26 protein-coding genes and 1 pseudogene are annotated in these 26,031 nt (G+C 64.2%); 10 read left to right on the forward strand and 17 right to left on the reverse strand.

What is annotated here, in order from left to right; all coding sequences use genetic code 11:
- Nucleotides 1–127: 127 nt before the first annotated feature.
- The 7 genes from U1839_RS19390 to U1839_RS19420 are packed head-to-tail and all read right to left on the reverse strand — an operon-like array spanning nucleotide 128 to nucleotide 6,964.
- The gene (locus U1839_RS19390; protein WP_332805227.1) at nucleotides 128–544 is read right to left on the reverse strand and encodes a DUF3830 family protein; all 417 of its coding nucleotides are present in this window, start codon (nucleotides 542–544) and stop codon (nucleotides 128–130) included.
- On the reverse strand, nucleotides 541–1,905 hold the full coding sequence (locus tag U1839_RS19395; RefSeq protein ID WP_332805228.1) for a peptide MFS transporter: 1,365 nt from the start codon (nucleotides 1,903–1,905) through the stop codon (nucleotides 541–543). The genes U1839_RS19390 and U1839_RS19395 overlap by 4 nt, the downstream gene beginning before the upstream one ends.
- Nucleotides 1,902–2,747 carry a M55 family metallopeptidase gene (locus U1839_RS19400; protein WP_332805229.1) on the reverse strand — a complete coding sequence of 282 codons (846 nt, stop codon included), beginning with the start codon at nucleotides 2,745–2,747 and terminating at the stop codon, nucleotides 1,902–1,904. Before U1839_RS19400 ends, U1839_RS19395 begins: the two co-directional genes overlap by 4 nt.
- 56 nt (nucleotides 2,748–2,803) lie before the next feature.
- Nucleotides 2,804–3,694 (reverse strand): M15 family metallopeptidase, encoded by an 891-nt coding sequence (locus U1839_RS19405; protein ID WP_332805230.1) that lies wholly within the window; start codon nucleotides 3,692–3,694, stop codon nucleotides 2,804–2,806.
- Nucleotides 3,691–4,983: a peptide MFS transporter gene (locus tag U1839_RS19410; protein ID WP_332805231.1), complete on the reverse strand. Its 1,293-nt coding sequence runs from the start codon at nucleotides 4,981–4,983 to the stop codon at nucleotides 3,691–3,693. Before U1839_RS19410 ends, U1839_RS19405 begins: the two co-directional genes overlap by 4 nt.
- Nucleotides 4,983–5,957, reverse strand: a complete 975-nt coding sequence (locus U1839_RS19415; protein ID WP_332805251.1) for a dipeptide epimerase — start codon at nucleotides 5,955–5,957, stop codon at nucleotides 4,983–4,985. Before U1839_RS19415 ends, U1839_RS19410 begins: the two co-directional genes overlap by 1 nt.
- Before the next feature lie 11 nt (nucleotides 5,958–5,968).
- Nucleotides 5,969–6,964, reverse strand: coding sequence for an N-acetyltransferase DgcN family protein (locus U1839_RS19420; RefSeq protein WP_332805232.1), 996 nt, complete (start codon nucleotides 6,962–6,964; stop codon nucleotides 5,969–5,971).
- Nucleotides 6,965–7,189: 225 nt separating this feature from the next.
- On the opposite strand from U1839_RS19420, the gene U1839_RS19425 reads away from it, so the two are divergent.
- The 4 genes from U1839_RS19425 (at nucleotide 7,190) to U1839_RS19440 (ending at nucleotide 11,318) form a co-directional block, all read left to right on the forward strand.
- Nucleotides 7,190–8,164 (forward strand): LysR family transcriptional regulator, encoded by a 975-nt coding sequence (locus U1839_RS19425; RefSeq protein WP_332805233.1) that lies wholly within the window; start codon nucleotides 7,190–7,192, stop codon nucleotides 8,162–8,164.
- A gap of 126 nt (nucleotides 8,165–8,290) precedes the next feature.
- Nucleotides 8,291–9,430 carry an aminotransferase class I/II-fold pyridoxal phosphate-dependent enzyme gene (locus U1839_RS19430; protein ID WP_332805234.1) on the forward strand — a complete coding sequence of 380 codons (1,140 nt, stop codon included), beginning with the start codon at nucleotides 8,291–8,293 and terminating at the stop codon, nucleotides 9,428–9,430.
- A complete protein-coding gene (locus U1839_RS19435) occupies nucleotides 9,427–11,022 on the forward strand; it encodes a serine hydrolase (RefSeq protein ID WP_332805235.1) in 1,596 nt (531 codons plus the stop codon). The genes U1839_RS19430 and U1839_RS19435 overlap by 4 nt, the downstream gene beginning before the upstream one ends.
- A gap of 101 nt (nucleotides 11,023–11,123) precedes the next feature.
- On the forward strand, nucleotides 11,124–11,318 hold the full coding sequence (locus U1839_RS19440; RefSeq protein WP_332805236.1) for a hypothetical protein: 195 nt from the start codon (nucleotides 11,124–11,126) through the stop codon (nucleotides 11,316–11,318).
- Between the two features lie 29 nt (nucleotides 11,319–11,347).
- On the opposite strand, the gene U1839_RS19445 is transcribed toward U1839_RS19440, so the two are convergent.
- The 5 genes from U1839_RS19445 to U1839_RS19465 all read right to left on the reverse strand — a co-directional run bounded on the left by U1839_RS19445 (nucleotide 11,348) and on the right by U1839_RS19465 (nucleotide 16,203).
- Complete coding sequence (locus tag U1839_RS19445) at nucleotides 11,348–12,715, reverse strand: L-serine ammonia-lyase (RefSeq protein WP_332805237.1); 1,368 nt, start codon at nucleotides 12,713–12,715, stop codon at nucleotides 11,348–11,350.
- Nucleotides 12,716–12,759: 44 nt separating this feature from the next.
- Nucleotides 12,760–13,785, reverse strand: a complete 1,026-nt coding sequence (tdh, locus tag U1839_RS19450) for an L-threonine 3-dehydrogenase (protein WP_332805238.1) — start codon at nucleotides 13,783–13,785, stop codon at nucleotides 12,760–12,762.
- Nucleotides 13,786–13,829: 44 nt separating this feature from the next.
- Complete coding sequence (locus U1839_RS19455) at nucleotides 13,830–15,041, reverse strand: glycine C-acetyltransferase (protein WP_332805239.1); 1,212 nt, start codon at nucleotides 15,039–15,041, stop codon at nucleotides 13,830–13,832.
- A gap of 78 nt (nucleotides 15,042–15,119) precedes the next feature.
- On the reverse strand, nucleotides 15,120–15,683 hold the full coding sequence (locus tag U1839_RS19460; protein ID WP_332805240.1) for a helix-turn-helix domain-containing protein: 564 nt from the start codon (nucleotides 15,681–15,683) through the stop codon (nucleotides 15,120–15,122).
- A 271-nt stretch (nucleotides 15,684–15,954) separates the two neighbouring features.
- Nucleotides 15,955–16,203 (reverse strand): hypothetical protein, encoded by a 249-nt coding sequence (locus tag U1839_RS19465; protein WP_332805241.1) that lies wholly within the window; start codon nucleotides 16,201–16,203, stop codon nucleotides 15,955–15,957.
- Nucleotides 16,204–16,386: 183 nt separating this feature from the next.
- Between U1839_RS19465 and U1839_RS19470 the strand changes: the two genes are divergently transcribed.
- On the forward strand, nucleotides 16,387–16,668 hold the full coding sequence (locus U1839_RS19470; RefSeq protein ID WP_332805242.1) for a hypothetical protein: 282 nt from the start codon (nucleotides 16,387–16,389) through the stop codon (nucleotides 16,666–16,668).
- Between the two features lie 412 nt (nucleotides 16,669–17,080).
- On the opposite strand, the gene traA is transcribed toward U1839_RS19470, so the two are convergent.
- Nucleotides 17,081–19,984 (reverse strand): Ti-type conjugative transfer relaxase TraA, encoded by a 2,904-nt coding sequence (gene traA, locus U1839_RS19475; RefSeq protein ID WP_332805243.1) that lies wholly within the window; start codon nucleotides 19,982–19,984, stop codon nucleotides 17,081–17,083.
- 171 nt (nucleotides 19,985–20,155) lie between these two features.
- Here traA and U1839_RS19480 point away from each other — a divergent pair, with 171 nt between their 5' ends.
- The 4 genes from U1839_RS19480 to U1839_RS19495 all read left to right on the forward strand — a co-directional run bounded on the left by U1839_RS19480 (nucleotide 20,156) and on the right by U1839_RS19495 (nucleotide 22,012).
- Nucleotides 20,156–20,482, forward strand: coding sequence for a conjugal transfer protein TraD (locus tag U1839_RS19480; RefSeq protein WP_332805244.1), 327 nt, complete (start codon nucleotides 20,156–20,158; stop codon nucleotides 20,480–20,482).
- Complete coding sequence (locus tag U1839_RS19485; RefSeq protein ID WP_332805245.1) at nucleotides 20,400–20,765, forward strand: conjugal transfer protein TraD; 366 nt, start codon at nucleotides 20,400–20,402, stop codon at nucleotides 20,763–20,765. Before U1839_RS19480 ends, U1839_RS19485 begins: the two co-directional genes overlap by 83 nt.
- 54 nt (nucleotides 20,766–20,819) lie before the next feature.
- Nucleotides 20,820–21,368, forward strand: a complete 549-nt coding sequence (locus tag U1839_RS19490; RefSeq protein ID WP_332805246.1) for a peptidoglycan-binding domain-containing protein — start codon at nucleotides 20,820–20,822, stop codon at nucleotides 21,366–21,368.
- Between the two features lie 134 nt (nucleotides 21,369–21,502).
- Complete coding sequence (locus tag U1839_RS19495) at nucleotides 21,503–22,012, forward strand: Ros/MucR family transcriptional regulator (protein ID WP_332805252.1); 510 nt, start codon at nucleotides 21,503–21,505, stop codon at nucleotides 22,010–22,012.
- Nucleotides 22,013–22,031: 19 nt separating this feature from the next.
- Here the strand turns inward: U1839_RS19495 and U1839_RS19500 are convergent, their stop codons facing one another.
- The 3 genes from U1839_RS19500 to U1839_RS19510 form a co-directional block, all read right to left on the reverse strand.
- The gene (locus U1839_RS19500; RefSeq protein WP_332805247.1) at nucleotides 22,032–22,937 is read right to left on the reverse strand and encodes a HEPN domain-containing protein; all 906 of its coding nucleotides are present in this window, start codon (nucleotides 22,935–22,937) and stop codon (nucleotides 22,032–22,034) included.
- Nucleotides 22,938–23,008: 71 nt separating this feature from the next.
- Nucleotides 23,009–23,248 (reverse strand): sigma-70 family RNA polymerase sigma factor, encoded by a 240-nt coding sequence (locus U1839_RS19505; RefSeq protein WP_332805248.1) that lies wholly within the window; start codon nucleotides 23,246–23,248, stop codon nucleotides 23,009–23,011.
- The gene (locus U1839_RS19510; protein WP_332805249.1) at nucleotides 23,245–24,183 is read right to left on the reverse strand and encodes an ArdC family protein; all 939 of its coding nucleotides are present in this window, start codon (nucleotides 24,181–24,183) and stop codon (nucleotides 23,245–23,247) included. Before U1839_RS19510 ends, U1839_RS19505 begins: the two co-directional genes overlap by 4 nt.
- A 364-nt stretch (nucleotides 24,184–24,547) precedes the next feature.
- On the opposite strand from U1839_RS19510, the gene U1839_RS19515 reads away from it, so the two are divergent.
- Nucleotides 24,548–25,714: an IS110 family RNA-guided transposase gene (locus U1839_RS19515; RefSeq protein ID WP_443030642.1), complete on the forward strand. Its 1,167-nt coding sequence runs from the start codon at nucleotides 24,548–24,550 to the stop codon at nucleotides 25,712–25,714.
- 201 nt (nucleotides 25,715–25,915) lie between these two features.
- On the opposite strand, the pseudogene U1839_RS19520 reads toward U1839_RS19515, so the two are convergent.
- A pseudogene (locus tag U1839_RS19520) lies at nucleotides 25,916–26,031 on the reverse strand (IS5 family transposase); the annotation flags it as partial.

Below are 26,031 nucleotides of genomic sequence, written 5' to 3' on the forward strand. Positions count from 1 at the left end.
ATATAAGACCCCTTTGTTGCGCCGCGGCATTTACCTGCTGGCGTCAGCGCAGGAGAATTGATTTACAATTTCGAGACAACCTGTCTTATCTAATGCATCCATTAGCGGCGTCGCCGGCCGGGACGGATCAATCGGCAAGCTCGAACACTATCTCCTGCGCGCCTTCCCACAACGCTCGGCGGCCAAGCTCCGGTAGCTGGTCAAGTCCCTCGATAATCGACATAAAATGGTTGGCGGCGAGCTGGCCGAGCTTGCTGGCGAAGCGCACCCCGCCATAGGGTATCAGGATCTCGGTTTCGCCATAGCCGCCGGGATAGAAGATGATCTGGCCGGGCGCCGGATAGCTGGTGGCGTTTTCGAAGGGCAGCCCGGGATCATGATCGCCGAGCGGGATCCACACACCCTCCCCGCTCCAGCGCACATGCACGAGCCTTTCGCGATAGGGCAGCATGGATCGGAACACGGCGCAGGTCTTGGGTGCGAGCTCCTCCTCGAGGCGCGCGACGAAGTGAAGCGAGCCGGCAGTGATCTTTATTCTGGTCATGACATACTCGTGGCTGGCGTGGGTTGCGTCGCCAGCAGAGCTCGCGAAACAGTGCGGATGAGGAACAAGGCGGCCAGGCTGCCGCCGGCCAGCACGACATGGAGGCTCCAGAAGCGGATTGGCCCGAGGGGACCGAGCAGACCGCCGACCAACCCCATCAGGAAGTTTGCGCCGACGAGCTGAAGATAATAAATGCCGATAATGGTCGCGGCGAAGCGGCGCGGGGCCGCGCGCGCGTAAAGCGCAAGCGCGACCGGGAGGACGTTGGCGAAGCCGACCTCGTTGAGGACAGCGAAACCGACCAGCCAGCCGATACCGACCTCGCCGCCGACCGCTGTCGCTTGGATCGAGCCGAGCGCGAGCAGCGCCGGCGCGGCGCACAGAAAGGCGGCGCCGATCACGATCTTGGTCATTTCATCGGGCTCGGGCCGCCGCCGCGCCCAGGCCCGCCAGAACGCTACCGATCCGGGGAGGCAGATGATCGTCGCGATCGATTCCAGCGTCAGCAGCCAGGTCACCGGAAGGTCGTGACCAAAAGCGTGTAGGTCGACATGCGCTTTCGCCCAGAGCAGATAGGCGTTGCCGACCTGCTGGTTGGGAACGAGCAGCACCGAGAACACAGGCAGCATCGCCAGCAACAGCGCCATGACCTGCCAGTCGCGCCTGCTCATCGGCGGCACAGCGAGATGGCGCGCCTTGCGCGGCGCCTCCTCGGGATAATATTTCTGGCCGGCAAGATAGATGCCGAGCCCGATCAGCATGCCGATGCCGGCTGCGCCGAATCCCCAGGACCAGCCCACCATTTCGCCCAGCGTCCCGCAGACCAGGGGCGCCATAATCGCGCCGGCGTTGATGCAGAGATAGAAGATCTGGAACGCGTCGGCGCGGCGCTGATCGCCAGCTGCGTAAAGGCCGCCGACCTGGGACGCGATATTGCCCTTGAAGCAGCCAGCACCGAGCATGAGGAGCACCAGCGCCAGCAGGAATGGCTGTTCGAACGCCATCAGGAAATGGCCGACCGCCATCAGGACAGCCCCGAGGATTACCGTGCGCCGGCGCCCGAGCAGGCGGTCCGCCAGCAGTCCGCCCAGGATGGGGGTGAGATAGACGCACGCCGCGAAGATCCCGAAGATCGCCGACGCCAGGGCCTGACCGGACAGCGGCCCCCGTCCATCTTCCAGCAGCGCCCGCAGCGGCGACAGGCCGACAACATGCTCGATATGGCCCGGCAGCAGCAGCTCGCTGACCATGTACAGGACGAGCAGCGCCTGCATGCCATAATAGGAGAAACGCTCCCAGGCCTCGGAAAAGGCGAGGAACGCGATGCCCCGCGGATGGCCGAGAAAGGTCGGCGGCGTCACGCCAGCGCTTCCTTTGCCGATGTCAGGAATTGCAGGAAGCGGGACACTGCGACGATATCCGGGCAGGCGTGGCGTATCGTGAAGACGTCGATCCGCTCGACACCCTGGAGATAGCTCAGCCATTCGGCCATGAAGCGGCTGCGCAGGCGGAGCTCGAGGTCGATCGGGCCGGAGACGACATGGGGCTCGATCGTGCCGACTTTCCCGATCGCCGCCTCGACGCCCTCGCGCAGGGCCCGGTCGGCGGCGCGCGGCGAGAGGGTGTTGGTGGAAAGAAATCCGTGGCTGCTCTTGAGGCACGCAGTCGCGATCCCGGGCAGGAGCGCGCTGGTCTCCGCCACCGCCACATCGTCTCCCGCGACCAGCAGCACCGGCACCCCATGGTGCCCGGCGATCGCGGCGCTGATCAGCGCCTCCGAAGCCGGCACGCCGTTCAGCCGAATCTCCTGGAAGAAATGGCCGCTGACGGTGTGCGACAGCGTGCCGCCGATATTGCCCGCGCCGGCATGGTAACCGATGAGCAACGCGCCATCATATCGCCCGCTCTCGATGCCCTGCATCATCCCCAAAGGCCGCGGCCAGGAGCGGACCAGGCGCGCATATTCGGGCATCCGCTCGTACCGGATATTTTGCCCGTTCCCGTGGGAATCGCTGACCACCACTTCGGTCGCGCCGAACTCGCTCAGCGTCTCGCACGCCGCGAGCACCGCATCGGTCATCCAGTCGCGGGCCTGCTCATATTCGAACCGACCGGGCGCCAGATTGTCGCGCGAGGCGACGCCAGCGATCCCTTCGATGTCGGCGGAGATGTAGAAGCGCTTGGCGGAGAGGCTGTGGGTCATGGGCCAAGCCAGCCCAACCGCCCCGCAAAGACAAATGCCGAAAGCTAATGCCGCTATTAGCCGCCCAGGGCAGCGAAGCTGACATTCTCGATCGGATAGTCCCGCCAGGCGTGGAAATCGAAGTGCCACCACTCATCGGCCTGCACCGCGAAACCCTCGGCTTCCATCGCCGCGCGCAGCAGATCCCGGTGCCAGCGGGCCAGGCTCGTACCGCCGTGATAAAGGCTGTGCGCGCGCCCGGTCGGTTCGTCGTAACGCGACGGCATTTCGAGGAGCGCGCCCCTTTTCGCATCGCAGAGCGACAGATCAATCGCGCAGCCGCGATTATGCTTCGACCCGATCGCAGGATCAGCCACAAACGCCCGAGACGCCAGTGGCACCACATCCCAGAACATTTTGGTGACTGACCAGGGCCGATAGGCGTCATGAACCACCAGGCCATAGCCCTGGGCGGCCAGTACCGCCTGCACTCGGGCAACGGCCTCGACCACCGCCAGCCTCGCATAAGCGCAGGGGCGATCATAGATCGCAAAGCCCATGAAATTATTCGGGGTCGCGTAGCGGATGTCGAGCCGGATACCGGCGATGTCAGCGAGCGACACAAGTGCCTCCGACGGCGAAGCGTACGATTGCGGCGAGGCAGCATAAGCTTCGGCGTCAAGCGATTGCTGAAAGGCCGCGACCAGCTCGGCACCGACGTCGCAACGCAGCAACCGTTCCCCGTCGACCAGAGCCCATCCGCCATTTGCTTCGAACGCGACGTGTCGTTTCCCGCCCTGCCCTTTGAACAGGGTTGCGTCGATCCGTTCCAGCGCCTCGGGTGCGTTCCCGAGACCCGTCGCCCATAGCGCACCGTCGGCCTCGAATATGTCGAGCAACGCGCCCGAACGGCCATATTGCCCGATCATTGGGGCGAGGTCGGCAGTGGGCGGAGGCGGCGCTGTCACGCGCCGCTCCTGGCCGCCTCGGCGCGGGTCGCCGGGCCTTTGAGCAGCAACAGGCCGAGCGCAGAGGTTCCCGCGACGCCTCCCATCACCGCGAAGAAAGCAGCGGGAGGCATCGAGCTCCACAACGTTCCCAGCAAGCCCGCCAGGAGATTGCCGGCGAAGGTCGCCAGGAACCACGCCGCGATGATCGTCGCGCTCATATGCGGCGGCGCGAGGCGGGCGAACAGGCCCACCCCGATCGGCAGCACCCATAATTCCGCCGCCGTGAGGACAGTCAGGAACAGGCTCAACCACACCCAGCTCGTCTGCGCGCCCGGCGCGGTGGTCGCAAAGCTGGTGACGGCGAGCAGCAGATAGGCGACGCCGATGCCGGCGGCGCCGATCGCCATCTTGCTCGTCGAACTCGGCTCACGCCCCTCCCGCGCCTGCCGCGTCCAGCGCTTGATCAGGAACGGGGTGATGATGAAGATCAACAGCGGATTGAGCGCCTGGAACCACGTCATCGGAATGGTGACGCCCGCGACGAGCCTGCGATCGACCTGGCCGTCCGCCCAGAGCGCGATGGTGTTGCCGATCTGCTCATAGGCCCCCCGCAGGATCGCAACCGCGATGGCGACGCCGAGCAACAGCCAGAGGGCATTCCACCGCCATGGCCTGACCTCGCCCCGATCGACCGCCGCCGCCCGGGGAGGTTCGGGGGGCAGATGGCGCGCGCCGAATACATAGATGAGCAACCCGGTCAGCATGCCGATCCCGGCAAGGGCGAAGCCCCAGTGCCAGCCATAGATTTCACCGATGGTGCCGCACAGGACGGGGGCAAGCAAGGCGCCGAGATTCACGCCGACATAATAGACGCTATAGGCCGAGTTGCGGCGCGGATCGTCCCCCGCATAAAGGCTGCCGATCTGGCTGGGCAGGTTGGTGAGGTACAGCCCGTTGCCCAGCGCGATGGTCGCCAGCGCAACATAGAAAAGCGGTTCGGACGCCATCAGGAAATGGCCCGCCGCCATGATCGATCCGCCGATGATCACCGCGCGGCGCCGGCCGAGCCAGCGATCGGAGATAACGCCCCCCAGGATCGGCGTGAAATAAACGAATGCGGTGTAGAGTCCGTAGACCAGCGAGGCGTGCGCCTGGCTCAGCATCAGCTGCTTGACCATATAGTAGATCAGCAGCGTGCGCATGCCGTAATAGGAGAATTTCTCCCACATCTCGGTCAGGAACAGGATCGTCAATCCGGGCGGCTGGCCGAACCAGCTGGCAGGTACCGGGACGGGAGCGGCGTCCATCAGCCCCATAGCGCCGAAGTCGGCGGAAAAATCTGCCCGTGCTCGTAGCGCAACGGGTGCGGCCAATCCTCGGCCTGCAGCAATGGGCCGTCGAGATCGACAAAATCGGCCTGCTGGGCAAGGATCGTCGCCGGGGCCATCGCCAGCGAAGACCCTGCCATGCACCCGACCATCACGCCCAACCCTTGCGCGCGCGCCGCCGCCGCCAGGCCGATCCCCGCCGTCAGCCCCCCGGCCTTGTCGAGCTTGATGTTGATCATGTCGAACCGGCCGACCGCCTTGGCGAGATCGGCGACACTATCGATCAGTTCGTCGGCGCAGAGCTTGATCGGACAGCGATACCCGTCAAGCCCCGCCTCGGCGCCGACCCGGATCGGCTGCTCGAGCAGCACCACGCCGAGATCGGCCATCATCGGCGCGAACTGCCTGAGCTGTTCGACAGTCCAGGACTGGTTCGGGTCGACGATGAAGACGCTGCCCGGCGCCCCTGCACGTGCGGCGCGGACGGCACCCATCGGATCGGTGCCATCCACCTTGAGCTTCAGCACGCGATGCCCGGCCCTCGCCCGCGCAGCGGCCTCATAGTCGGCGATCGGGCGAATGCCGATGGTGAAGGCGGTATCGACCGGCTTCTGTTCCTTCAAGCCGGCCAGCATGAAGGCAGGCGTGCCGCTCTGCTTGGCTTCCAGATCCCATAAGGCGCTGTCGACGGCGAACCGTGCCCCGCCGGCCGGCAGCAGATCGAGCAAGTCTTCACGGCTCGGCCCCGCTTCGATCTCGGCGCCAACGCCCTCGATCTGCCGCGACATGCTTTCCGGCGTTTCGCCCGCATAATCGACACCGCACGCCTCGCCGCGCCCCCGCGCGCCCCCAGCGTCGAGAAGGGTCACGCACAGTCCGGGTACCTCGTCCTGCACGCCGCGCGAGATCGCGAAGGGCTCGCGCATCGGCCATTTCCTGACCGCGACATCCATGGCCAATCGCGTCACGCGAGCACCGCGCTGCCCAGCACATGATCCACCAGCGGCCTCAAGTCCGAGCGGATGGGATCGAAGCAGGGCAGCCCGTATTGCTCACCGAGCTCCGCCATCAGCTGAGTCGCCTCGGCCGCCGCCATCTGAGAGGTATTGAGGCTGATGCCGACGAAGCGCACGGCGGGATTGGTCAGCCGGGCGACCCGGAGGTACAAATCCATCGCTTCGCCGAGATCGGGCAAGGGATAGTCGGGATAGCCGTTCAACGTCTGGCGAAGCGGATGATGGCACAGCACCAGCGCATCGGCCTGCGAGCCATGGATCAGGCCCAAGGTCACGCCGGCATAAGCGGGATGAAACAATGAGCCCTGGCCCTCGATCACATCCCAATGGTCATCCGGCGCCTCCGGCGACAGCAACTCTGCGGCACCGGCAATGAAGTCGGCAACCACGGCGTCGATCGCGATCCCGCTGCCGGCGATCATGATCCCGGTCTGCCCCGTAGCCCGGAAATCAGCGTCCACCCCCGCCGCAGCCAGCGCCCGCCCGATCGCAAGCGCCGTATATTTCTTGCCCAGCGCGCAGTCGGTGCCCACCATCAGCATGCGTTTGCCGCCGCGTTTGCGGCCATTGGCCACGGCGAATTGCCGGGTGGGCGATCGCACATCGTGCAGCGCCCGACCGAGCACCGCCGCACGCTCCCTGACCTCGGCAATATCCGTCAACCGCGTATGCAGCCCGCTGACGATATCCAGCCCGGCGTCCAGCGCCGCAATAAGGCTGGACGTCCAGCTCGACGGCAGCAGCCCGCCGACCGGCGCGGCGCCGATCAGAAGAGACCGCGCGCCGCGTTCATACGCCTCGGCCATCGTCAACTCCGGCAGCCCGAGGTCGACGTCGCAGCCCGGCAGGCGGACTTGCCCCAATGTTTCGTCAGGGAGCCAGTCGCGCACGCCGAAGGCGGTCTTGGTATTGGGCTCGCCCTTCACGTCGCCGAGAAAGATCAAATAAGGCCGCTGAATCATAGTCCCTTACCACCGCTGCACTTTTGCGAGTGAATGCGGGCCCTCCGCCGCGCACTCCTCGAAGTGTCTCGATCCGAGGGAACCACTGCGACCCTGGCAGGACAAACTCTCAAAGCTAATGCGGTCATTAGACTTTTCTGATCCCGCGCAGCCGCTTGGTCCGGCCTGCGTTGTTGCGGAATACGGGCTTTTGGCTAGGCTCGCGCGATGACGCCGCGCGAAGACCCCAAGGCAGATGCCCATCGTCTCGACGCACAATTGCTGTCGGACCTCTGGGTATTTCGCGCAGCGGGCCGCTTTGGATCGATCACAGCGGCAGCGCGTCAGCTCGGCGTGACGCAGGGCGCCGTCAGCCAACGCGTGCTACGGCTCGAGGCCCGGCTGAATACGCCGCTGTTCATCCGCAACAAGAGTCGCATATCGCTGACCGACGCGGGCGAGTTGCTGATGAATTCGATGACCAACGTTGCCAACGAACTCAATGACAGCATCAGCCGCATCTACCAGCATCAGCGCGGCGCGATCGTCCTGAGCTGCGTGCCATCGCTGGCGACCGAATGGCTGGTTGCCCATCTCGAAAGCTTCTACCGCGAGCATCCCGGGATCGAGATATTTCTGCGTTCCGAATTGGTGCTCTGGACCTCGGAGCGGCTCGAGGATGAGGGCGTCGATCTCGTCATCGACTATACCGGCGAGACGGCGGAGGGCCTGCACGAGCTTGCCGCGGTGCGCGAACTCCTCTTCCCCGTCTGCTCGCGCGCCTATCTCGAGCGCCTCGGATCGGATGCACCCCCGTCCATCGTCCTTCTGCACGACGACGTGCCCTGCGCGGGCGAAGCTCCCTATCGCGAATGGAGCGACTGGCGCCAAAGCGTCGGTACGACATGGCCCGACTCGCCGGTGGTCGATCGCCACTTCAATCTTTCGATCCTCGCCTACCATGCGGCGATGTGTGATCAGGGCATCGCCATGGGCCGCGCGGCGATCGTCCAGCGGCTCGTCCAGCGCGGCGAGCTGGTGCCCGCGGCGCCCTATGCGCCGGTGCCGGGCCCGAGCTACCGCATCGTGACTCATCGGCCCGGCGACGCGCGATCCCCCGTCCGCCAGTTTGCCGCCTGGTGGGCCCGAACCATGACCGAGACTCAATCGCAAATGCTCGCCCTGGTCGCGCCGGGCAATTGATGCTCAGCCCATTGCCCAGGCTAATGGGTCATAGAGATTTTCCGGGATGGCAATTGCGGGCGCACCATGGTGCGTTGCATGTTCGTCACTTTAGGTGACTTCCTGATGCGTCGCGGGGAATGCCAGTTGAACTCTCGAATCGAACCCTTTCATGCGATCGCGATCAGCCAGCTTGCCCATAAACTTCGGCTCGAGGGCCGACCGGTCATCCATATGGAATTCGGCCAGCCTTCGACCGGCGCGCCGGCCGGGGCGATCGCGACAGCACAACAGATTCTCGCCCATGATCCGATGGGCTATTGGGAAAGCGTTCCCCTAAAGCAGCGCATCTCCCAATATTACCGCGAGCGCTACGGCGTCGCTGTCGCGCCGGGCCGCATCCTGCTGACCTGCGGGGCGTCTCCCGCGCTGGTGCTGGCGCTGAGCACGGCGTTCGTGCCGGGAGACCGGGTCGCCCTGGCCCGGCCGGGCTATGTCGCCTATCGCAATTGCCTGCGCGCGCTGCACATGGACGAGATCGAACTCGAATGCAGCGCGCCGGAGCGATTCCAGATCAGCGCGGCTGCGATTGCCGCGATCGACCCGCCGCCGCGCGGGGTGATCATCGCCAGTCCCGCCAACCCGACCGGCACGATCATCGCGCCGCAAGAGCTCGCCGCCATTGCCGAGCTGTGCCGCGATCGCGGCATCCGCATCGTCTCCGATGAAATCTATCACGGCCTCAGCTACGGCGCGCCGGCGCAGAGCATGCTGCAGCATTCAGCCGATGCGATCATCATCAACAGCTTTTCCAAATATTTCAGCATGGCCGGGTGGCGGCTTGGCTGGATGGTGGTTCCCGATGATCTGGTCGACGAGGCCCGCAAGCGGATGGGCAATATGTTCCTGACCCCTCCCTCGCTCAGCCAGCATGCCGCCCTCGCCGCGTTCGAATGCGGCGACGAACTCGACGGCCATGTCGAGACCTATCGTCGCAACCGTGCATTGCTGCTCGAAGCGCTTCCCGCGCTTGGTCTGGGAGAGATCGCCCCGCCCGATGGCGCCTTCTACATCTACGCCTCGGTCGCGCATCTGACCGACGACAGTCTTGGCTTCTGCAAGAAGATGCTGATGGAAACCGGCGTGGCTACAGCCCCCGGTCTCGATTTCGATCCCGTACGGGGCAACAAATTCATCCGCTTCAGCTTCGCGGTCTCGACCGAACTGGTCGAGGAAGCGATCGAGCGGCTGCGCGCCTGGCTGCCGCAACAAGCGCTGGCCGCGTGAGCGAAGCGGTGCGGATCAGCCGCCGTGCGCTGGTCACGGGTGCGTCGCTCGGCACGCTCGCGGCATTGGCGCCCTCCACCGCGCGCGCCGCGCCGCTGGCGCTCAATGCGCTCGACAGTACGGTGTCCCGCTTCATGGCGGCGTTCGATATTCCCGGTGCGGCGGTGGCAATCGTGCAGCCGGGCCGCGAGCCGATCCTGCGCCCCTATGGCGTGCGCAAGCTCGGCGCGTCGGAGCGGGTCGACATCCACACCCAGTTCGCCATCGCGTCGAACAGCAAGGCGTTTCTGAGCGCGAGCCTCGCGCTGCTGGTCGATCAGAAAAAGCTTCGCTGGGACGATCTCGTCACCAAGCATATCCCCGAGTTCCGGATGCACGATCCGGCGGTGACGGCGCTCATGACGGTGCGCGACCTGCTGGTGCACAATAGCGGGCTGCCGCTCGGCGCGGGCGACCTGATGCAGGTGCCGCCGACCGATCACAGCGCCGCCGACATGCTGGCCGCCCTCCCCCATTTCAAGCCGGCGACGCCGTTTCGGTCCGCTTATGCCTATGACAACATCCTCTACATCGTGGCGGGCATCGTCCTGCAGCGCGTGTCGGGGCTGACCTGGGACGAGTATGTCCCCAGCCGCATCTTCGCGCCTTTGGGCATGATCGATGCGGTAACGAACACCCGATTGATGACCGGACCGAACATCGCGGCCCGGCATGCCCGGCTGGGCCCGCCTACGCGCGGCCTCGGCGGGATTGAGGTCGTTCCGCCATCGGAATCGGCGGTCATCGGTCCGGCGGGCGGAATCGGGGTGAGCGTCGCAGGTATCGTCCCATGGCTGCAGGTCCAGCTCGGCAAAGGCTCGCTACCCGGCGGCACGCGCTTGTGGAGCGAGGCGCAGGCGAAGGAAATGTGGACGCCGCACACGATCATTTCGAACGGCCCGGGCCCCGGCGCCGATCACCCTGAGCGGTCTGTCCTCTCTGCCTACGGGCTGGGGTGGGGCGTTGCCGACTATCGCGGGTGCCGCATGCTGTCGCATTCGGGAGGACTCGCCGGCCAGGTGACGCGGACGACATTGCTGCCCGATCAGGGGATCGCCTTTGTCGTCTATACCAATTGCGAAGATGGCGACGCGGTCTCGGCGCTGCGGTACGCCATCATGGATTTGCTGCTGGGCGCGCCGGCCCATGACTGGCTGGGCAATGCCCGCGCGACCCGCGCCGGGCAGCAGGCACAGGTCGCGGCCCTGCTGGGAAGCGGCGATTTCAAGGCGCCGCCCGGTGGGCCGAGCCAGCCGCTCGATCGTTATGCGGGGCGCTACCGCGACCCATGGTATGGCGATATCGTGATCGCGCGAAACGGGCAGAGCCTGTCCATCGACTTCACGCGCACGCCAGCGCTGAAGAGCGCGCTCGAAACCTTCGGCCCTGACTGCTTCCGCACCCGCTTTGCGCGCGGCGCCGGTGAAGACGCGGTGGTCTGCTTCGACATGACGGGCGGCAAGGTCGCCGGCGTCACGCTGAAAGCCTTGTCACCGCTCGCTGACTTCAGCTTCGACTATCATGATCTGACGCTGGCCCGCGTTTCCGACTGAACGGCGGATCGGGAATGGGGTGATTCGATTCAACCCCGGGGGAGATTGTGAAATGAGCGCGAGCTGGTGGGATACTGTCCCGGTTCCCCCTGCTCTTTGACATGACCGTTTTTACAGTCAGCAGCGCTGCCATCCCAGCAGGCCCGCTGTTCCCCGCTGTTTTCGTCGCTGTTCCCCCCGCTGTTATTCCGCTGTCATTCGATAACAGCGGGATCAACGGTAAGCTGTTGATAATAGGCGCGGAAATTGGAGAGAAAATCCAACATAACAGCGGCGAAAATAAAAAATCGCGATAACAGCGGGAAACAGCGGAAATCGGCCGGGATCAGCACTCGACCACGTTCACGGCCAGTCCGCCGAGCGAGGTTTCCTTGTAGCGCTCGGACATGTCGAGACCCGTCTTGCGCATCGTTTCGATGACCTGGTCCAGGCTCACCCGGTGAGTCCCGTCACCGAGCATTGCCAGCCGGGTCGCCTCGATCGCCTTGATCGACCCAACGGCATTGCGCTCGATGCACGGGATTTGAACGAGACCGCCCACCGGATCGCAGGTCAGGCCGAGATTATGCTCCATGCCGATCTCCGCCGCATTCTCGATCTGCTGGGGCGTGGCGCCCATCGCTGCGGCCAGGCCCGCGGCGGCCATCGAGCAGGCAACGCCGACCTCGCCCTGGCATTCGACCTCAGCGCCGGAAATCGAGGCGTTCTCGCGGAAAAGGGACCCGATAGCGGCGGCGGTCAGCAGGAAATCCTCCATTCCCCGCACCGTCGCGCCGGGCACGAAGCGCTCATAATAGCGCAGCACCGCCGGAACGATGCCGGCCGCGCCATTGGTCGGCGCGGTTACCACCTTGCCGCCGGCCGCATTCTCCTCGTTGACCGCCAATGCCCAGAGGTTGATCCAGTCAATCACGGCAAGAGGATCGGACAGGGCGCGCTCCTGCCGCTCGATCAGCGCGCGGAAGATAGAAGGCGCGCGACGCTTCACGCGCAAACCGCCCGGCAACTCGGCCAGGTCGGAGCGAATACCGCGCTCGACACAGGCCGACATGGCATCGCGAATCGCGGCGAGCCCCGCGCAGACGGCCTCGGGAGTCGCCGAGGTCTCTTCATTCTCGCGCATCAGCTGCGCGATCGTCTTGCCCGTTTCGATTGTTCGCGCGAGGAGGTCATCGCCTGAATGAAAGGCGTGCGGTACATCCCATCCGCGCTCGGGCGCCGCATTTCGGCCGATTTGCGATTCATCCAGCACCGCACCGCCGCCGACCGAATAATAGGTCCGCCGCATCTGTTCGGAGCCATCCCGGCCAAAGGCCTGGAACAGCATCGCGTTGCTGTGAAAGTCGAGCCGCTCGCGGTGGAGGAAAAGCAGATCGTTTGTCTCTTCAAAGGGGATTTCGAACCGGCCGTCCAACATCAGCTTCCCGGCCGCGCGGATCCGGGAGACATCCGCATCCGCTTCATCAGGATCGATGGTCGAGGGTATGCTGCCGCTCAGGCCGAGCAGGATGGCGCGATCGGTGGCGTGGCCCTTGCCCGTCAGCGCGAGCGATCCGTAAAGCGACACCTTCACGCGCGCCGTGCCCGCCCCGGCGCGCCTCGCGAGATCGGCCGCCGCGACCATCGGCCCCATGGTGTGGGAACTCGATGGGCCAACGCCGATCTTGAAGAGGTCGAATGTGCTGGTTACCATCAGAACTCAATGCGCGCCGGAAGCGCCAATCGCCAGCGCCTTGCTCACCAGCTCAGCACGACCTTGCCCGAAGCGCCCGATCGCATCGCATCGAATCCCGCCTGGAAATCGCGTGCCTCCACGCGGTGCGTGATCAGGGGCTCGAGATCCAGGCCGTTGCGGAGCAGGCCGAGCATCTTGCGCCAAGTTTCGAACATCTCCCGCCCATAGACTCCGCGGATCGTGATCGCTTTCAGGATGATGTCAGCCCATTCTACTTCCATGCCCTGTCCCGGAATACCGAGCATCGCGAGCCTGCCGCCCATGATGAGGGTATCGATCGCCTGACGAATGGCGGACGGCGCACCCGACACTTCCAGCGCCACGCCGAAGCCGTCCGCGATGCCTTCCTGAGCCATCACATCGCGCAGGTCCTCCCTGGCGACGTTGACTGGCCGAACATCGGCGAGCCTGGTCGCAAGCTCGAGGCGATAGTCGTTCACATCCGTAAGGACGACCGAACGAGCTCCGGCGCGGCGCGCGACCGCCGCCGCCATGATCCCGATCGGGCCCGCACCGGTGACGAGCACATCCTCGCCCAGCAGATCGAATTGCTGCGCCGTATGCACAGCGTTGCCGAACGGATCGAGCAACGCCCCGACGTCCAGGCTCACCGCGTCGGGCAGGACCACGACGTTGAAGGCGGGAATGCAGAGATACTCCGCAAAGGCGCCCTGGCGATTGACGCCCACGCCCCGCGTGTTGGGATCGAGATGGAAACGCCCCGCGCGCGCGGCGGCGGAATCGAGGTCGATGATATGGCCTTCACCCGATACTCGCTGGCCAGTGCGCAACGGCCGGGTAACGGCGTTGCCGATTTCGACGATCTCGCCGGCGAATTCATGGCCGAAGATCATGGGCACCGGCACGGTGCGTGCCGCCCACTCGTCCCAATTGTAGATATGAATGTCGGTGCCACAGATCGCGGTGCGGCGGATCCTGATCAGGACTTCATCCGCCGCTGGTGTCGGGACGGGCGCGCGCGTGGCCCATACGCCTTCGCGCGCTTCAAGCTTGGCGAGGCCGAACATCGTGGTCCTCGCCTCGGCACTCGGTCTGATAGCGGTGGCGACAGTCATCGAATAATTCCTTGCGCGCGGCCGGCCGCCGCAAAGGCGGCAATGGCTTCGTCTATGTCTTGAGGTGTGAGGGCGGCCGACATTTGCGTCCTGATCCGCGCCTGCCCTTTCGGCACCACGGGAAACGAGAAGGCGGTGACGTACACGCCCAGATCGAGCAGCGCGGCCGCCAGGCGCTGCGCCTTCACCGCATCAAACAGCATCACCGGGATGATCGGATGTTCTCCCGGCACCAGCTCGAAGCCGAGCTCGGCAAGGCCCGCGCGAAATCGCCGGGAATTCGCCGCCAGATGATCGCGCAAGGCGTCGCCCTCGGCAGACTTTGCAATCTCGATGGCGGCAAGGGCGGCACCGCAGACCGCCGGCGCCAGCGCGTTCGAGAAGAGATAGGGCCTTGCCCGTTGCCGCAGCAGTTCCACGACCGGACGCCGGGCCGCGACATAGCCACCCATCGCCCCGCCGAGCGCCTTGCCGAAGGTGCCGGTGAGGATATCGATGCGTCCCTCGACCTCGCGATAGGCAGGCGAGCCACGCCCCTGCGGCCCGAGGAACCCGGTGGCGTGACAATCGTCAACCAGGGTGAGCGCGCCGTGGCGTTCCGCCAGTTCGGTGATGGCGGCGAGGTCAGCGATCGTGCCGTCCATCGAGAACACGCCGTCCGTTGCGATCAGGATGGTCTGCGCACCTTCCGATCGGGCCCTGATGAGCTGGCGTTCCAGATCGGCCATGTCATTGGTGGCGAAGCGATAGCGTTTCGCCCTGGACAGGCGCACGCCATCGATGATGGATGCATGATTGAGCGTATCTGAGATGATCGCATCCTTCTCGCCCAGCAGCGGCTCGAACACGCCGCCATTGGCATCGAATGCCGCGGCGAAGAGGATCGCGTCCTCGAACCCGAGATAGTCGGCGATCGTCGCTTCCAGCTCCTTGTGGAGTGTCTGCGTGCCGCAGATGAAACGGACCGAAGCAAGGCCCGCGCCCCACCTGGCGGTCGCGTCCTGCATTGCCGCGATCACGCGAGCGTCAGCCGCAAGGCCGAGATAGTTGTTGGCGCACAGGTTGAGCGCCTCGCGCTCACCGGAACCCGTCGCCACGCGCACGCGTGCGCCTTGAGGCGACGACAGAATGCGCTCGGTTTTCTTCAGCCCGGCCTCATCGATCGCAATGAGCTCGGCGTCGATCCGGTCATAAAATCCAGTGTCCATCGACTTCCTCCGCACGGTGGACAGCCGATTACGTTATGACGGAAGGAAAATCCAGTATCCTGGAATTAGGATTTCTATTTAGCTTATTACAACCAGCAATGCTCTGGCGTCCGAGGTCCCGACGTTGCGGATCGCATGAGTGACATCGGCTGGATAGCGGGCCGTGGAGCCTGAAGCTATCACACTGCGTTCGTCGCCCGCCACGATTTCGATCTCGCCATCAAGCACTGTCAGATGCTCGCGCATGCCCTTTGCGTGCGGTGCCGAAACCAACGCCCCTCCAGGTGAGAAGCGCAGTTCGTACCATTCGACTGAATCCGCCCGGTCCGCCGGACTCAGAATCCGGAGCACGCACAAGCCGTCCTCCGTCCTGATCTGGGGGGTAAAGGATGCGGTGGCGACATCGATTGCGACGCGCACCACCGATTGCCGGCCGCCGATCAACTCCGAGATATCGATTTTCAGGGCCTCCGCCAGCATCCATACGGTCGAAAGCGTCGGATTGGTCTGACCGCGCTCGATCTGGGAAAGCATCGAACGGGATACGCCCGAAAGCTTGGCCAGTTGATCGAGGGTGAGGCTCTTCTGCTTGCGCAGTCGCTGAATCACTGGGCCGATCTGGGGTGCGCCTGGTTCGGTCAATTCGTTTTCCTTGCACGTCAACCGAGGTTCGCCGGACGTTATAGTCACTCCAAGCGCCCTGCCTATGTGATATAGTTCGTCTATCGCTGACGGGATCTGCAGCGCTTGCCTGCGGGCAACAATACCGGCCCAGCCCCGTAGGCCCAGCGCCAACTCCGCGATCAGGGTGGGGTTACTGAAATACGGTCTCATCGACCGACTATTGCACCATACTCTCCTCCGACCGCATGTCGCCATCTCGGTAGATATGATGGGCAACGTATACCTTAACTCAGGCCGCGCGGCCTACATTGCTGATGTCGAGCCATGAGCGTTCATCGCCCGCAAGTTCGAGGCGGCCGGCCTGCCCCGCGCCAAGATCGTGCTGACCGCGCCATCGGCGGACGGCGTGCAAATTGAAGGACCGACCCTCAACCGAGCCGCGCAGGCGAGCCTGCTCGACAAGCGCGAAGGCGGTCGGGATATCGTTTAAGGCAAGCTCGACATTTCGCGATGCCTGGCGCCAGTCGCTTGTTCGCATAGCACCTATCGCATGAATATCGACTCGACCCAGTCGGGGCGGCGCGACGCATTCCGGCAGCCGCGGCAGCTCCGGATCCGGTGCTAACGCGGCGTCAGTTTAACATCAGTTGATCCGGTAGCCCTGCAACCCAGCGCGACAAACAGCTCGCGGCTGTCGCTGCGGCGCGGAACAGCCGACAACATGTCCGCCTCTATCGCAGCACAGCGCGCAGCGGCGCCCGGGTGCGGCGTCGATATGTCGAACGCTACCGTCAGCGCGCCAGCGAAGAAGAAGGCCCCCGATAACCAACCTTTGAGTGGTGGCAGGAAGCCCCAACGCTGCAGCTTTGGCAATGGGAGCCGACTAGGCCTGCTCGTCACCCTCGTCGCGTTCGCCATGGATCTGCACGCGGCGCCAGTAGCTGAGCAGGTTTTCAACGAGCATCATGGCGGAGGAACTCTATTTTTGGATCACCACGCCTGAGAGCAGCGCAAAGAGAATGCCGGCGGCAAGAGGCCACCCGACCAAGCCGGTGACCTGAGCCGATCGGCCGCATTCAAATGTCGCAATCGCGCCGGCTCCGTTTATCGCTAGAAGAGAGCTCAGAAGCCACGCCGACATCTTGGCCAGTTGCTCGCTCGCTGCAGACGCCGACTTTTCGAGACGGCCGATCTGGTGCTCGCCTACGAGCCGGTTCTATCCGACGTCGTCGATATCTTCTTCCGTCATCTAGGAGGGCCAGCCGGGCGTAGAACTGCGATCAAGCCTCGGAGACAGCCTCGGAGACTAAACGGCGAGCCGGCGTCCACCTTCCAGAGCGCTTTGCTTGGGCATATGATATTCAATGGAATGCGTCCGCCGGGTTGCCGTGCTACGCATTATGCAGCCCCTGCAGCTAGATCCCAATCCCAAGCCCGTGCCCCAGGTCGATGCCATGATTGAGCGCGAGCTCGACGCCAAGGCTGCGTCCAGTGTCGAATGCGATGCCAAGTTCCACCTTCCGACTGGCCAGAAGCGAATCCAACTGAGGGTCCTTCTCAAGACTCTTCGCCATACTCGCCATCTCACTTCGGATGGCCTTCCTCCCCTGCATGTCGCCGGCCTCGTATGCGCGTTGCGACTGCCCTTCGAGCTTGTTCCAGCACTCCACAAACCGGTCCGCACGTCGAGCAGGATCGGTGCGCACTTCGCTCTCGAACAGCATCGCCCGACGCGCACGCTCAGGGGCACCGCTCGCGGCATCCGTGGCGAGGGTCGGGTCGCGTTTGTAGGCGGCTTCCGCATCGCGCGAGGCATCATCGCGCAGCGCGTCAAGATCGCGCCGCGCTTCGGCCAGTTCGCGACGCTGCTCGGGCGTCGCCCGGCCTCCAGCGTCGTGCGTCTCGAAGATGTCGTCGACGGCCTGAGCATGGCGGATGAACGCGCGCTTGCGGATCGCCCCGATGCTCGGTTCGGGAACTGATGGCTCCGGCGCTCGCCGTTCGGGCAATATGCCGTCGAACAGGTCGCGCATCTTCTCCGGCACGACCTTACGGATGACCTCTGCGATGCGCTCGCGGAACGTGATGCCACGCCGCTCGGCGAACGCCCGGTCCGGCTCGCTCTGATCGTGGACGTAATCGCTCGCCATATCCTTGGCACGCTCGCGCGAAAGCGTCCGGGTCAGCTTGCCCTGATCGGCGAAGTCGTCATTGCCGTAGTGCAGATCCACACCGTCGCGGTGCCGCGAGAGCGCGACATAGGCCGAGTGGCTGTCCATGCCCGGTGTTGCCAGCACATGAGTCCGATCAACCGTTATCCCCTGCGCCTTGTGGATCGTCGCGGCGTAGCCGTGATCGACCTGGTTGTAGTCTTTGACGTCGAACGCGACCGATCGCCCGTCATCAAGCTGCACCGCCATGCGCGCGGTGGTGAGGCTTTCGATCGTCCCGAGCGTGCCGTTCTTCACTCCAAGGTCGCGCTCATTCTTCAGGAACATGATCCGGTCACCCGACGCGAAGTCGCGTGATCCGCGCTCGGTAATGATGGCGATATCCTCGCCAAGCTGATCGGCCGCACGAAGCCGTTCGCGCGCTTCCTCATTGAGCAACTGCACCTCGTCCCGCGTATGCGTGAGGATGATGCGTGAGGCGTCCGGATTGGCGAGCCGGTCGCGATCCCAGCGATCGACCAGCTCCTCGCGCGCCTCGCCCCGCGACGCTGCGGCATGCACCATGTCGCGCTCGCCATATGCCTGAATCGCCTCACCGGTTCGCCCGGTCGCGAGATGGCGCGTCGCATCGCGCTGCCAGTCGTCATGCTGCCGGCGGATCTCGGTGATCTCGACCGCGCCGTGGCGCTCGGCAACCGAGCGGAATGCAGCGCCCGCCTCGATCGCCTGGAGCTGTTCGGGATCGCCAACCAGGACGATCTTGGCGCCGCGCTTCTCGGCCTCCGACACCACGCGTTCCATCTGCCGCGAGCCGATCATCCCGGCCTCATCGATCACCAGTACGCTGCTCTGGTCGAGCAGCTCGCGCCCTTGCGACCATTGATGCTCGATGCTGGCGATCGTGCGCGACGCGATGCCGGAGCCGCTCCCCAGATTCTCGGCCGCAATGCCTGACAAAGCGAGCCCCTGGACGTGATAGCCGGCGCTTTCCCATGCCTCCCGCGCAACACCGAGCATCGCAGATTTACCTGTGCCGGCATAACCTATGACAATTCCAAGGTCATGGCTGCCGGTTACATGGGCCACTGCGGCCTTCTGGTCCCCCCCGAGCAGGAGGCCCCCACTTTCGGCGACGGCGATGGCACGGTCCATAGCCGCCGCCGGAAGACCATGCCCCTGACGCGCCGCCATCACGCCGGTCGCGCGCTCCAGCCGCTGTTCGGTCTCGATCATGTCGCGGCTGGTAAACCGCTCCTCACCGCGGCCATCCTTACCGAGTGCGACCAGCTCGGGCGAGCCGCGCACCGCGCCCATCACGTGGTCGAACTGCTCCTTCCCGTCGCTGTGACAGTGCACGAACATGGCAAGGTCGCGCCGCGTGAACGTCGCCTGGTTCTTCGTGATCGCGTCGAGCGCAACCTCGGGGTTGGCAATGATCTTCTCGCCATTGGCGTGGGCGATCTCGACATGCTCATCGACGCGCTCGGACTCCAGCCCCTGCGCCGCCATGCGGGACGCCGCCGGCCCGATCTTGTTCTGCGGCTCAAGCTCGATCCCCTGAGCCTCAAGCGAGCGGTGATCGATCCGCGCATCGATATCGAGTTCGGCCAGGCGCTGGTTGACGTGGCTACTCCAGCGCTCCCGCCACTTCTCCAGAAGGTCGGTGCGGTTCCAGTCGCGGTTTTTCTTGCCGAACCCGTCCTCGCCGACCTCGCGCATCGTAAGCATCACATGCGCGTGCGGCTTCGCCATGCCGTCAGCGCCAATATCCCAGTGCACATTGAGATCGGCGATCATCCCGCGATCGACGAACTCGTCGCGGACGAAGTCGCGGGCGAGCGCAATACCAAGTTCTGGGGATAGCTCACGCGGGATCGCGAACTCGATCTCGCGGGCGAGCTGCGCGTCGATCCGGATCTCGGTCGCCTCGACCTCGTTCCACAGCTTCTCCCGGTCGCCGAGTCCCTCCGGCGCGCCGTCCGGCAGCATCACCTCGGAATGAACGACGCCGGCCTTGTTCGAAAAGTCGTGGGTGCGGTCGAGACGCTCGTCGTGCAGCCGCGAGGCCGAACGATACGCCGCCGATGCCAGGGCGCTCGATCCGGCAGCGCGGGAGATGACCTTGGCCGAGAAATGGTAGATCGCCATAACGGCAACCCACTTACACTACAAAAGCGCCGTCGGCACGACGTATAAGCGCGTCCTCGAAAGATTTCATCAATCTCGGGACAGCAAAGTCCCAAGAGATTTCAACAGATTGCGACTGATCGACCCAGGCGATAACTGGTCCCTCCTCACGACGCAACACGAGGACGAACCATGCGCAAACCCCGCGATTTCGATGCCGAACTGAAGGCGCTCGGCGACAAGGCCAGACAGTTGAAGGACCGCAAGTTACATCAACTGGGCGAACTGGTGATTGCGACCGGTGCCGATGCGCTGCCTGTTGAGCAGCTCGCGGGATTGTTGCTGTCGGGAGTCGAGGGCAAGGACGCAAATGCAAGGGAGGGATGGCGCAAGCGTGGTGTTGCCTTCTTTCGCCGCACAACTGGCAACGCTGCTAATGGCGATCGTGGCAACGCGAACAGCGCTGCGTCGGGCGACAGCGGCACGACACCGGCTCGAAGCCAGACGCGCCCGGACTGACACGCGGGCCTGGGTCGTGAAGCGTCGCGAGAGAACGCGCCAGTTGATCGAGCTTGGCGGTCTGATCGCGAAAGCTGGCCTGATCGAGCTGACTGACGACGACCGCGCGGTGATCCTCGGCGCGCTAATCGAAATGGCAGCTCGACTGCGGACCGAACAAGGAATCGGAACGCTCGAAATATGGAGGCGTCGAGGTCAGCGCGCATTCGCGAGTGAATCGAGAACGGTTGACGAGACGCCGTCAAGACAGGGCGGGCCACAGCCAAAGCTACCTATAGCGTGAACAGCGCTAGTTGGATTAGTGTATGTAGAAAGGCCTTATCCTGGGGGCGGCTGTATGAACGCTACTGTTTTGGCGGCGCTGATCGCAGCTGGGTCGGCAGTCGTGGTTGCCGTAATTTCCAACTGGGATAAAATGCACAAGCCCAAGGTACCCTCGCCGAACTCACCCCTTAAGGGCGAGGCGGACAATGGCGCAAATGACGAGCGAACTAATCTGAGCGATCATTGGTCGTCCAAGATGGCGCGGCCGAAGGAGGTCGTTCAATTAATGCTCAGATCGGCTGGGCACGCGGTTTTTGTCGACGGTTTTATCGGACCGCAAACCACCGCAGCCATCATCGAATTTCAGCGCGAGAATAATTTGTCGGTGAGTGGATTGATCGACGCTCCCACCGAGCGGGGTCTTGTCGCGGCCCGCGAGAAGTTCAAAGCCGTCCAGAATATGCTGATTAAGGCCGGCTTTCCGGTCGGCGTTGACGGCCTGTGCGGCAATAACTCGACTATAGCATTAAAGGATTTTCAGTCGAAGCACGGCCTTCCAATTTCCGGATTGCCGGATGAAGCGACGCGCCGACTCCTCCAGAGAATCACTATACCGACGTAGAAAGATACTCTTGGGTGGTTTAAGCGGTTTCACGACAATCTGAGCATCGACTCGCGCGAAACATCCATTATGGACGTGGCCGCCAAATGCAGCACAAATGCTTGCTGGCCCTTCAAATCACGCAGGAACTACACATGTCAGAAGAAACCACCTTGAACGCGGTCGAGCTTGCGACCGAACTCACGATCGCTTGGCTCGGCAATCAGAACAATCGTGTCGCTGCCGAAGACGTGCCGGCGTTCCTGCGCACCATGCATGCGACCGTGACCGAGCTTTCGGCGGGTCCTTCGGCTCCCGCCACGGGCGACGAAAGCGCAGCGTATGCGGAAGAATTCACGCCGGCCGTCACGGCGCGCAAGTCGCTTGCCTCAAAGGATCACATCATTTCGCTGATTGACGGCAAGCCGTACAAAACGCTGCGCCGGCATCTGTCTGGCCATGGCCTGACGCCCGAACAGTATCGCGAGCGCTACAAGCTCAAGGCTGATTATCCGATGGTTGCCGAGAATTACTCGGAAGCGCGCCGCCAGATGGCGCACAAGATCGGGCTCGGCCAGAAGGGCCGTCAGGCCAAGGCCGCAGCGGCGGTAGCCCCCGCCCCGGCCAAGCCGAAGCGCGCACCGCGCGCGCCGAAGAAAGCCTGACCTTGCGAGCGCCGCCCGGTCACTGACCGGGCGGCGCGAGCCGCTCCTCGCACACTGTCTTTACTGATGCCTGAAGCTTGGCGACATGCTCACCAAGCCAGTTCAGCTCGTCATCGCTAACCTTATAGTGTTCGGAGTAGCGCGCGTTGACATAGGCCAATCGCAGCAGTTCGAAACACCGGCGGCTGAACTTGTCATCGCGCGGCCAGGCCGCGATCAATGACGGCGCGATCTCCTCGCAGTGGGAGCGCAGGAAATTGAGTTTGTGCGACTTTGGACTGTAGAGGGTGAGTACCAGGAGCGTGCCATGATATGCACGTTCCGCCGCCTGATGAAGCATGAACGCAGCATCACGCGAGACACCGTTTTCGATGCTCACTTGTGCCAATTTGAGGGCATGGAGCGACAACGGATACCAATAATCAAAGTGCTTCTGCGCCTCCGCCCGCGCCTTCTCGGGCGGCAGTTTGCGCGGGCTCGCGAACGGAAACCCCTCGGCCTCGTAAAGCGCGATACCCTGCTCGACGATATCGATGAAGAAGGGCCGCCCCTGCTCAAGCTGCTTGTTCACGTCCTTGAGGCTATGAACGATGAAATTGACTGGCGCACTGAGCGCGCCGTTGATCGTCATGTCGCGCATCAGCCGGTCGTCGGCCGCCGACCAGTAGTCGACCACATCGGTCAGCCGATCATCACTGACCACGACGAGAATATCATAGTCGGACTGATACCCGCCGACCGGATCGTCCACCCATCCGCCACGCGCATACGAACCGTAGAGCACGACCTTGAGGATGCGCCCCTTCTTCTTCCAGGGTTGGGTCGAAAGGACGATCGCCTCGGCGAACTCCTCGAACAGCACGCGCACCACATGGGCAAGCTCGCGCTGCTTGGATGCCGGCAGATGATCGAGCTGGTCACGCATTCGTGCACGTCCTACCAACAAGCGCCCGGCGATGCCCAGCCCCTGCGGGCCGGACACCGCCGGTTCGGATGCTATCGCCACCGGCCGAGCCAGTCGCGGCGACCGCAAAGCCTGCGATCGATCCGGAGAATTGCCCGCGCCGTGCAGCGCTCGACCTCGGCAACCGACAGCCCAAGCCGGAACCCGATCCGCTCATAGTCGAGACGATCGACCGTCCCGAGCAGCCACACCGCACGCAGCTTGAGCGGGAGCGAGTCAACTGCCTGAGCCAGCCGCGCCAGCTCGGCGGCTTCGGGGTTCTCCCGCGTCATGCCGCTTCCTCCTGCATGAAGTCACGGCAGGCCCGAGCATGCCGCTCAAGCAGCCAGTCGGCTGCCTTTCCGGCCGCGCTCGCCGCTCGGAAGATCGCGCGATTGTCCTCGCGCAACACCTCGAGCCACGAACCGATATAGTCCGCATGCCGGACGGTCGGGACGATCCCCAGCGAAGCGCACAGAAACGCCGATCCCATTTCCGCAATCAGTTCCTCGCGCGCATAGCCTTCGGACCCGAATGGCTTGGTCAGGTCCCGCCCAAGCCGCGACGCGTGGCCGGTCGCATGGACAAGTTCATGCAGCCATGTCCGATAGGCGTTAATCTCATCGAAAAAGGCCCGTCGCGCCGGCACCATCACAAGGTCCTGCGACGGCATGTAGAAGGCCTCCATCCCGCCGGTCCTGAAGTCGACCCCGCTCGCCGCGATCACGTCGTCGGCAACTTCCACAATCTGATCCTCGGCAAGCGCCACCGGTCCAGCAACGAGACCCGACCCCAGCCCCTCGCACTGATCGACATTGAAAACCGTGAAGCGCTTGAGAAACGCGACCTGCCGTGGCTCCTCGCCGCCCCCAAGCGGCACCCGCTCGCCATCGTCATCCCGAGGCGTGAAGCGATCGGCATAACAGACGGTCGTCCCGGCCTCGCCCTTCCGGACATTCCCGCCCAAGGCCTGAGCCTGCCGGTACGTGAGCCAGCGTTGCGACGAATAACCCCGCTCGAACAAGGTCGCCCAAAGGATAAGGACATTGATCCCCGAATAGCGCCGTCCCGTCCCGGCATTGCAGGGCATCCCCACCTCTGCCCGCGCCTCGCCCCAAGGCTGGACCCAGGGCAGCCGCCCCGCCTCAAGCTCGGCAATTATCCGGTCGGTGACCTCAGCATACAGCGTGTTGGTCGGACGCTGCGGTTGCGTATTTCCGTTCCTCATCTTCCTCACTCCAACCACCGCAACCGGCGCCGGAATAGACCCCATGGTGAGGGCCCCGACCGGGCCGTCCCCGCACCCAAATCACACCAGCGTGACCCGGGCCGGGGGTGGGCGGCAAAGAGCGAGTGAAGAGGCCTGCTGAAGGAGGCAGGGGGCACCCGAAGGGCCGAAACGTATGTGGAGGACGCGCGCGCAGCGCGCGTTGCGGCATGCCGCAGCGGGCCTAGAAAGGAGCGCCGCTCACCCTCGACCTGGGTCAGGCAAAACAACGCCATCGCGACGAGCGATGACCTTTGTCCGATCTCAATGAATCAATGTCGCGCCGCGGCAGCGCGCTTTTTTGAACGCAGTGAGGAGGTAGACCATGAACATCGACGATCGTGACGTGGCGCCTGCGGCGCCTGTTCAAACGACGCTTGCAGCCATTTTCTTCTCGATGGAGCTGAGCAGATCCACGTGGCTCATCACATCGCTGTCGCCCGGCGGCGGCGAGAAGATGTCGAAGCGAGCCGTCCCGGCTGGCGACGTGGCGGGGCTGATGACGCTGCTTGGCCAGATCAAGGAGAAGGCCCGGGTACGGACCGGCGAAAGCTACCCGTTCGTCTCGATCCAGGAGGCAGGGCTCGACGGCTTCTGGATCCATCGCATGCTCGAGCGCGAAGGCATCGACAGTCATGTCGTCGATCCGGCGTCGGTAACGACGTCGCGCCGCCGGCGGCGTGCGAAGACGGACAGGCTCGATGGCGAGACGCTGCTTCGAACGCTGCTGGCCTACAAGCGAGGCGACCCGCGCATCTGCGCGATGGTACGCCCTCCGAGCCCGGAAGAAGAGGACCGGCGCCGCAACTGTCGCGAGCGGCGCGTGCTGATCAGTGAGCGGGTCCGGCTGGTCAACCGGATCAAGGGCCTGCTGTTCTGTCACGGCATCGTGGACTTCCAGCCGCTGCACAGGAATCGGCGTGAGCGCTTCGATAGCCTGCTGACGGCCGACGGACTGCCGCTTCCTAACCACCTGAGCGCCGAACTGGGGCGCATGCTCGACCGGGTCGAACTGCTGCTTGAGCAGGTGAAGGTGAACGAGGCGACGCGCGACGCGATGATCGCCGCTTCACCATGTTTACCCGCACCGGCCGGGGGTGCGGCCAACCTGATGATGCTGCGAGGCGTCGGTCCCGACTTCGCGGAGATCTTGTGGTCGGAGGGCCTGTATCGGCACTTCGACAACCGGCGCCAGCTCGCCGCCTATGCTGGCCTGGCGCCGACGCCCTGGCAGAGCGGCAGCGTCTGTCGAGAGCAAGGCGTGTCGCAAGCGGGGAATCCTCGCCTCCGAACGATCATGGTCCAGCTGTCGTGGTTCTGGCTGTTGCACCAGCCGGACTCGGCGCTGACGCGCTGGTTCCGCGAACGCACCAAGGCCGGCGGTCGGAGTAAGCCGACGATCGTCGCCATGGCCCGCAAGCTGCTCATCGCCCTGTGGAAGTTCGTCCACCACGGCGTGGTCATCGAAGGAGCGGTCATGAAACGCGCCTGAGCATCCCATACCTGTCCGCCGGGACTGATCACTCCCGGCAGATCCAGGTGGACGAACCGACACACCCGCCTGGCCTCAAAAGCCGTGGAATAGAATGGTCCCGTCCGCCTGAGCCCGCCCGACGAATACGGGGACTTGGTGCAGCTGCCTTACCGCGCAGCGACCGCATGTGAGCCTGGACTGGCGAGAATCTCGCCTGGCCTAGGAGGCGTTGACAAATTGGCGCATCCACAGCCGGATTGAGACGAGGTGGATGAAGCCGAGATAGCTATCGGCGGTTTTGTCATATCGGGTGGCGAGCCGCCGGGCGTTTTTGA

It is taken from the genome of Parasphingomonas halimpatiens (assembly GCF_036663795.1).
Lineage (GTDB): Bacteria > Pseudomonadota > Alphaproteobacteria > Sphingomonadales > Sphingomonadaceae > Sphingomonas.

What these genes read in the sequence shown, in the direction of transcription:
- U1839_RS19425 (WP_332805233.1), top strand. Translation starts at nt 7,190, where the DNA reads ATGACGCCGCGCGAAGACCCCAAGGCAGATGCCCATCGTCTCGACGCA.
- U1839_RS19455 (WP_332805239.1), bottom strand. Translation starts at nt 15,041, where the DNA reads ATGGACACTGGATTTTATGACCGGATCGACGCCGAGCTCATTGCGATC.
- U1839_RS19490 (WP_332805246.1), top strand. Translation starts at nt 20,820, where the DNA reads ATGAACGCTACTGTTTTGGCGGCGCTGATCGCAGCTGGGTCGGCAGTC.
- U1839_RS19465 (WP_332805241.1), bottom strand. Translation starts at nt 16,203, where the DNA reads ATGCGAACAAGCGACTGGCGCCAGGCATCGCGAAATGTCGAGCTTGCC.
- U1839_RS19485 (WP_332805245.1), top strand. Translation starts at nt 20,400, where the DNA reads ATGGCGATCGTGGCAACGCGAACAGCGCTGCGTCGGGCGACAGCGGCA.
- U1839_RS19500 (WP_332805247.1), bottom strand. Translation starts at nt 22,937, where the DNA reads ATGCGTGACCAGCTCGATCATCTGCCGGCATCCAAGCAGCGCGAGCTT.
- U1839_RS19390 (WP_332805227.1), bottom strand. Translation starts at nt 544, where the DNA reads ATGACCAGAATAAAGATCACTGCCGGCTCGCTTCACTTCGTCGCGCGC.
- U1839_RS19415 (WP_332805251.1), bottom strand. Translation starts at nt 5,957, where the DNA reads ATGGATGTCGCGGTCAGGAAATGGCCGATGCGCGAGCCCTTCGCGATC.
- traA (WP_332805243.1), bottom strand. Translation starts at nt 19,984, where the DNA reads ATGGCGATCTACCATTTCTCGGCCAAGGTCATCTCCCGCGCTGCCGGA.
- U1839_RS19505 (WP_332805248.1), bottom strand. Translation starts at nt 23,248, where the DNA reads ATGACGCGGGAGAACCCCGAAGCCGCCGAGCTGGCGCGGCTGGCTCAG.
- U1839_RS19440 (WP_332805236.1), top strand. Translation starts at nt 11,124, where the DNA reads ATGACCGTTTTTACAGTCAGCAGCGCTGCCATCCCAGCAGGCCCGCTG.
- U1839_RS19495 (WP_332805252.1), top strand. Translation starts at nt 21,503, where the DNA reads ATGTCAGAAGAAACCACCTTGAACGCGGTCGAGCTTGCGACCGAACTC.
- U1839_RS19470 (WP_332805242.1), top strand. Translation starts at nt 16,387, where the DNA reads ATGTCCGCCTCTATCGCAGCACAGCGCGCAGCGGCGCCCGGGTGCGGC.
- U1839_RS19410 (WP_332805231.1), bottom strand. Translation starts at nt 4,983, where the DNA reads ATGGACGCCGCTCCCGTCCCGGTACCTGCCAGCTGGTTCGGCCAGCCG.
- U1839_RS19480 (WP_332805244.1), top strand. Translation starts at nt 20,156, where the DNA reads ATGCGCAAACCCCGCGATTTCGATGCCGAACTGAAGGCGCTCGGCGAC.
- tdh (WP_332805238.1), bottom strand. Translation starts at nt 13,785, where the DNA reads ATGTTCGGCCTCGCCAAGCTTGAAGCGCGCGAAGGCGTATGGGCCACG.
- U1839_RS19400 (WP_332805229.1), bottom strand. Translation starts at nt 2,747, where the DNA reads ATGACCCACAGCCTCTCCGCCAAGCGCTTCTACATCTCCGCCGACATC.
- U1839_RS19445 (WP_332805237.1), bottom strand. Translation starts at nt 12,715, where the DNA reads ATGGTAACCAGCACATTCGACCTCTTCAAGATCGGCGTTGGCCCATCG.
- U1839_RS19510 (WP_332805249.1), bottom strand. Translation starts at nt 24,183, where the DNA reads ATGAGGAACGGAAATACGCAACCGCAGCGTCCGACCAACACGCTGTAT.
- U1839_RS19515 (WP_443030642.1), top strand. Translation starts at nt 24,548, where the DNA reads ATGAACATCGACGATCGTGACGTGGCGCCTGCGGCGCCTGTTCAAACG.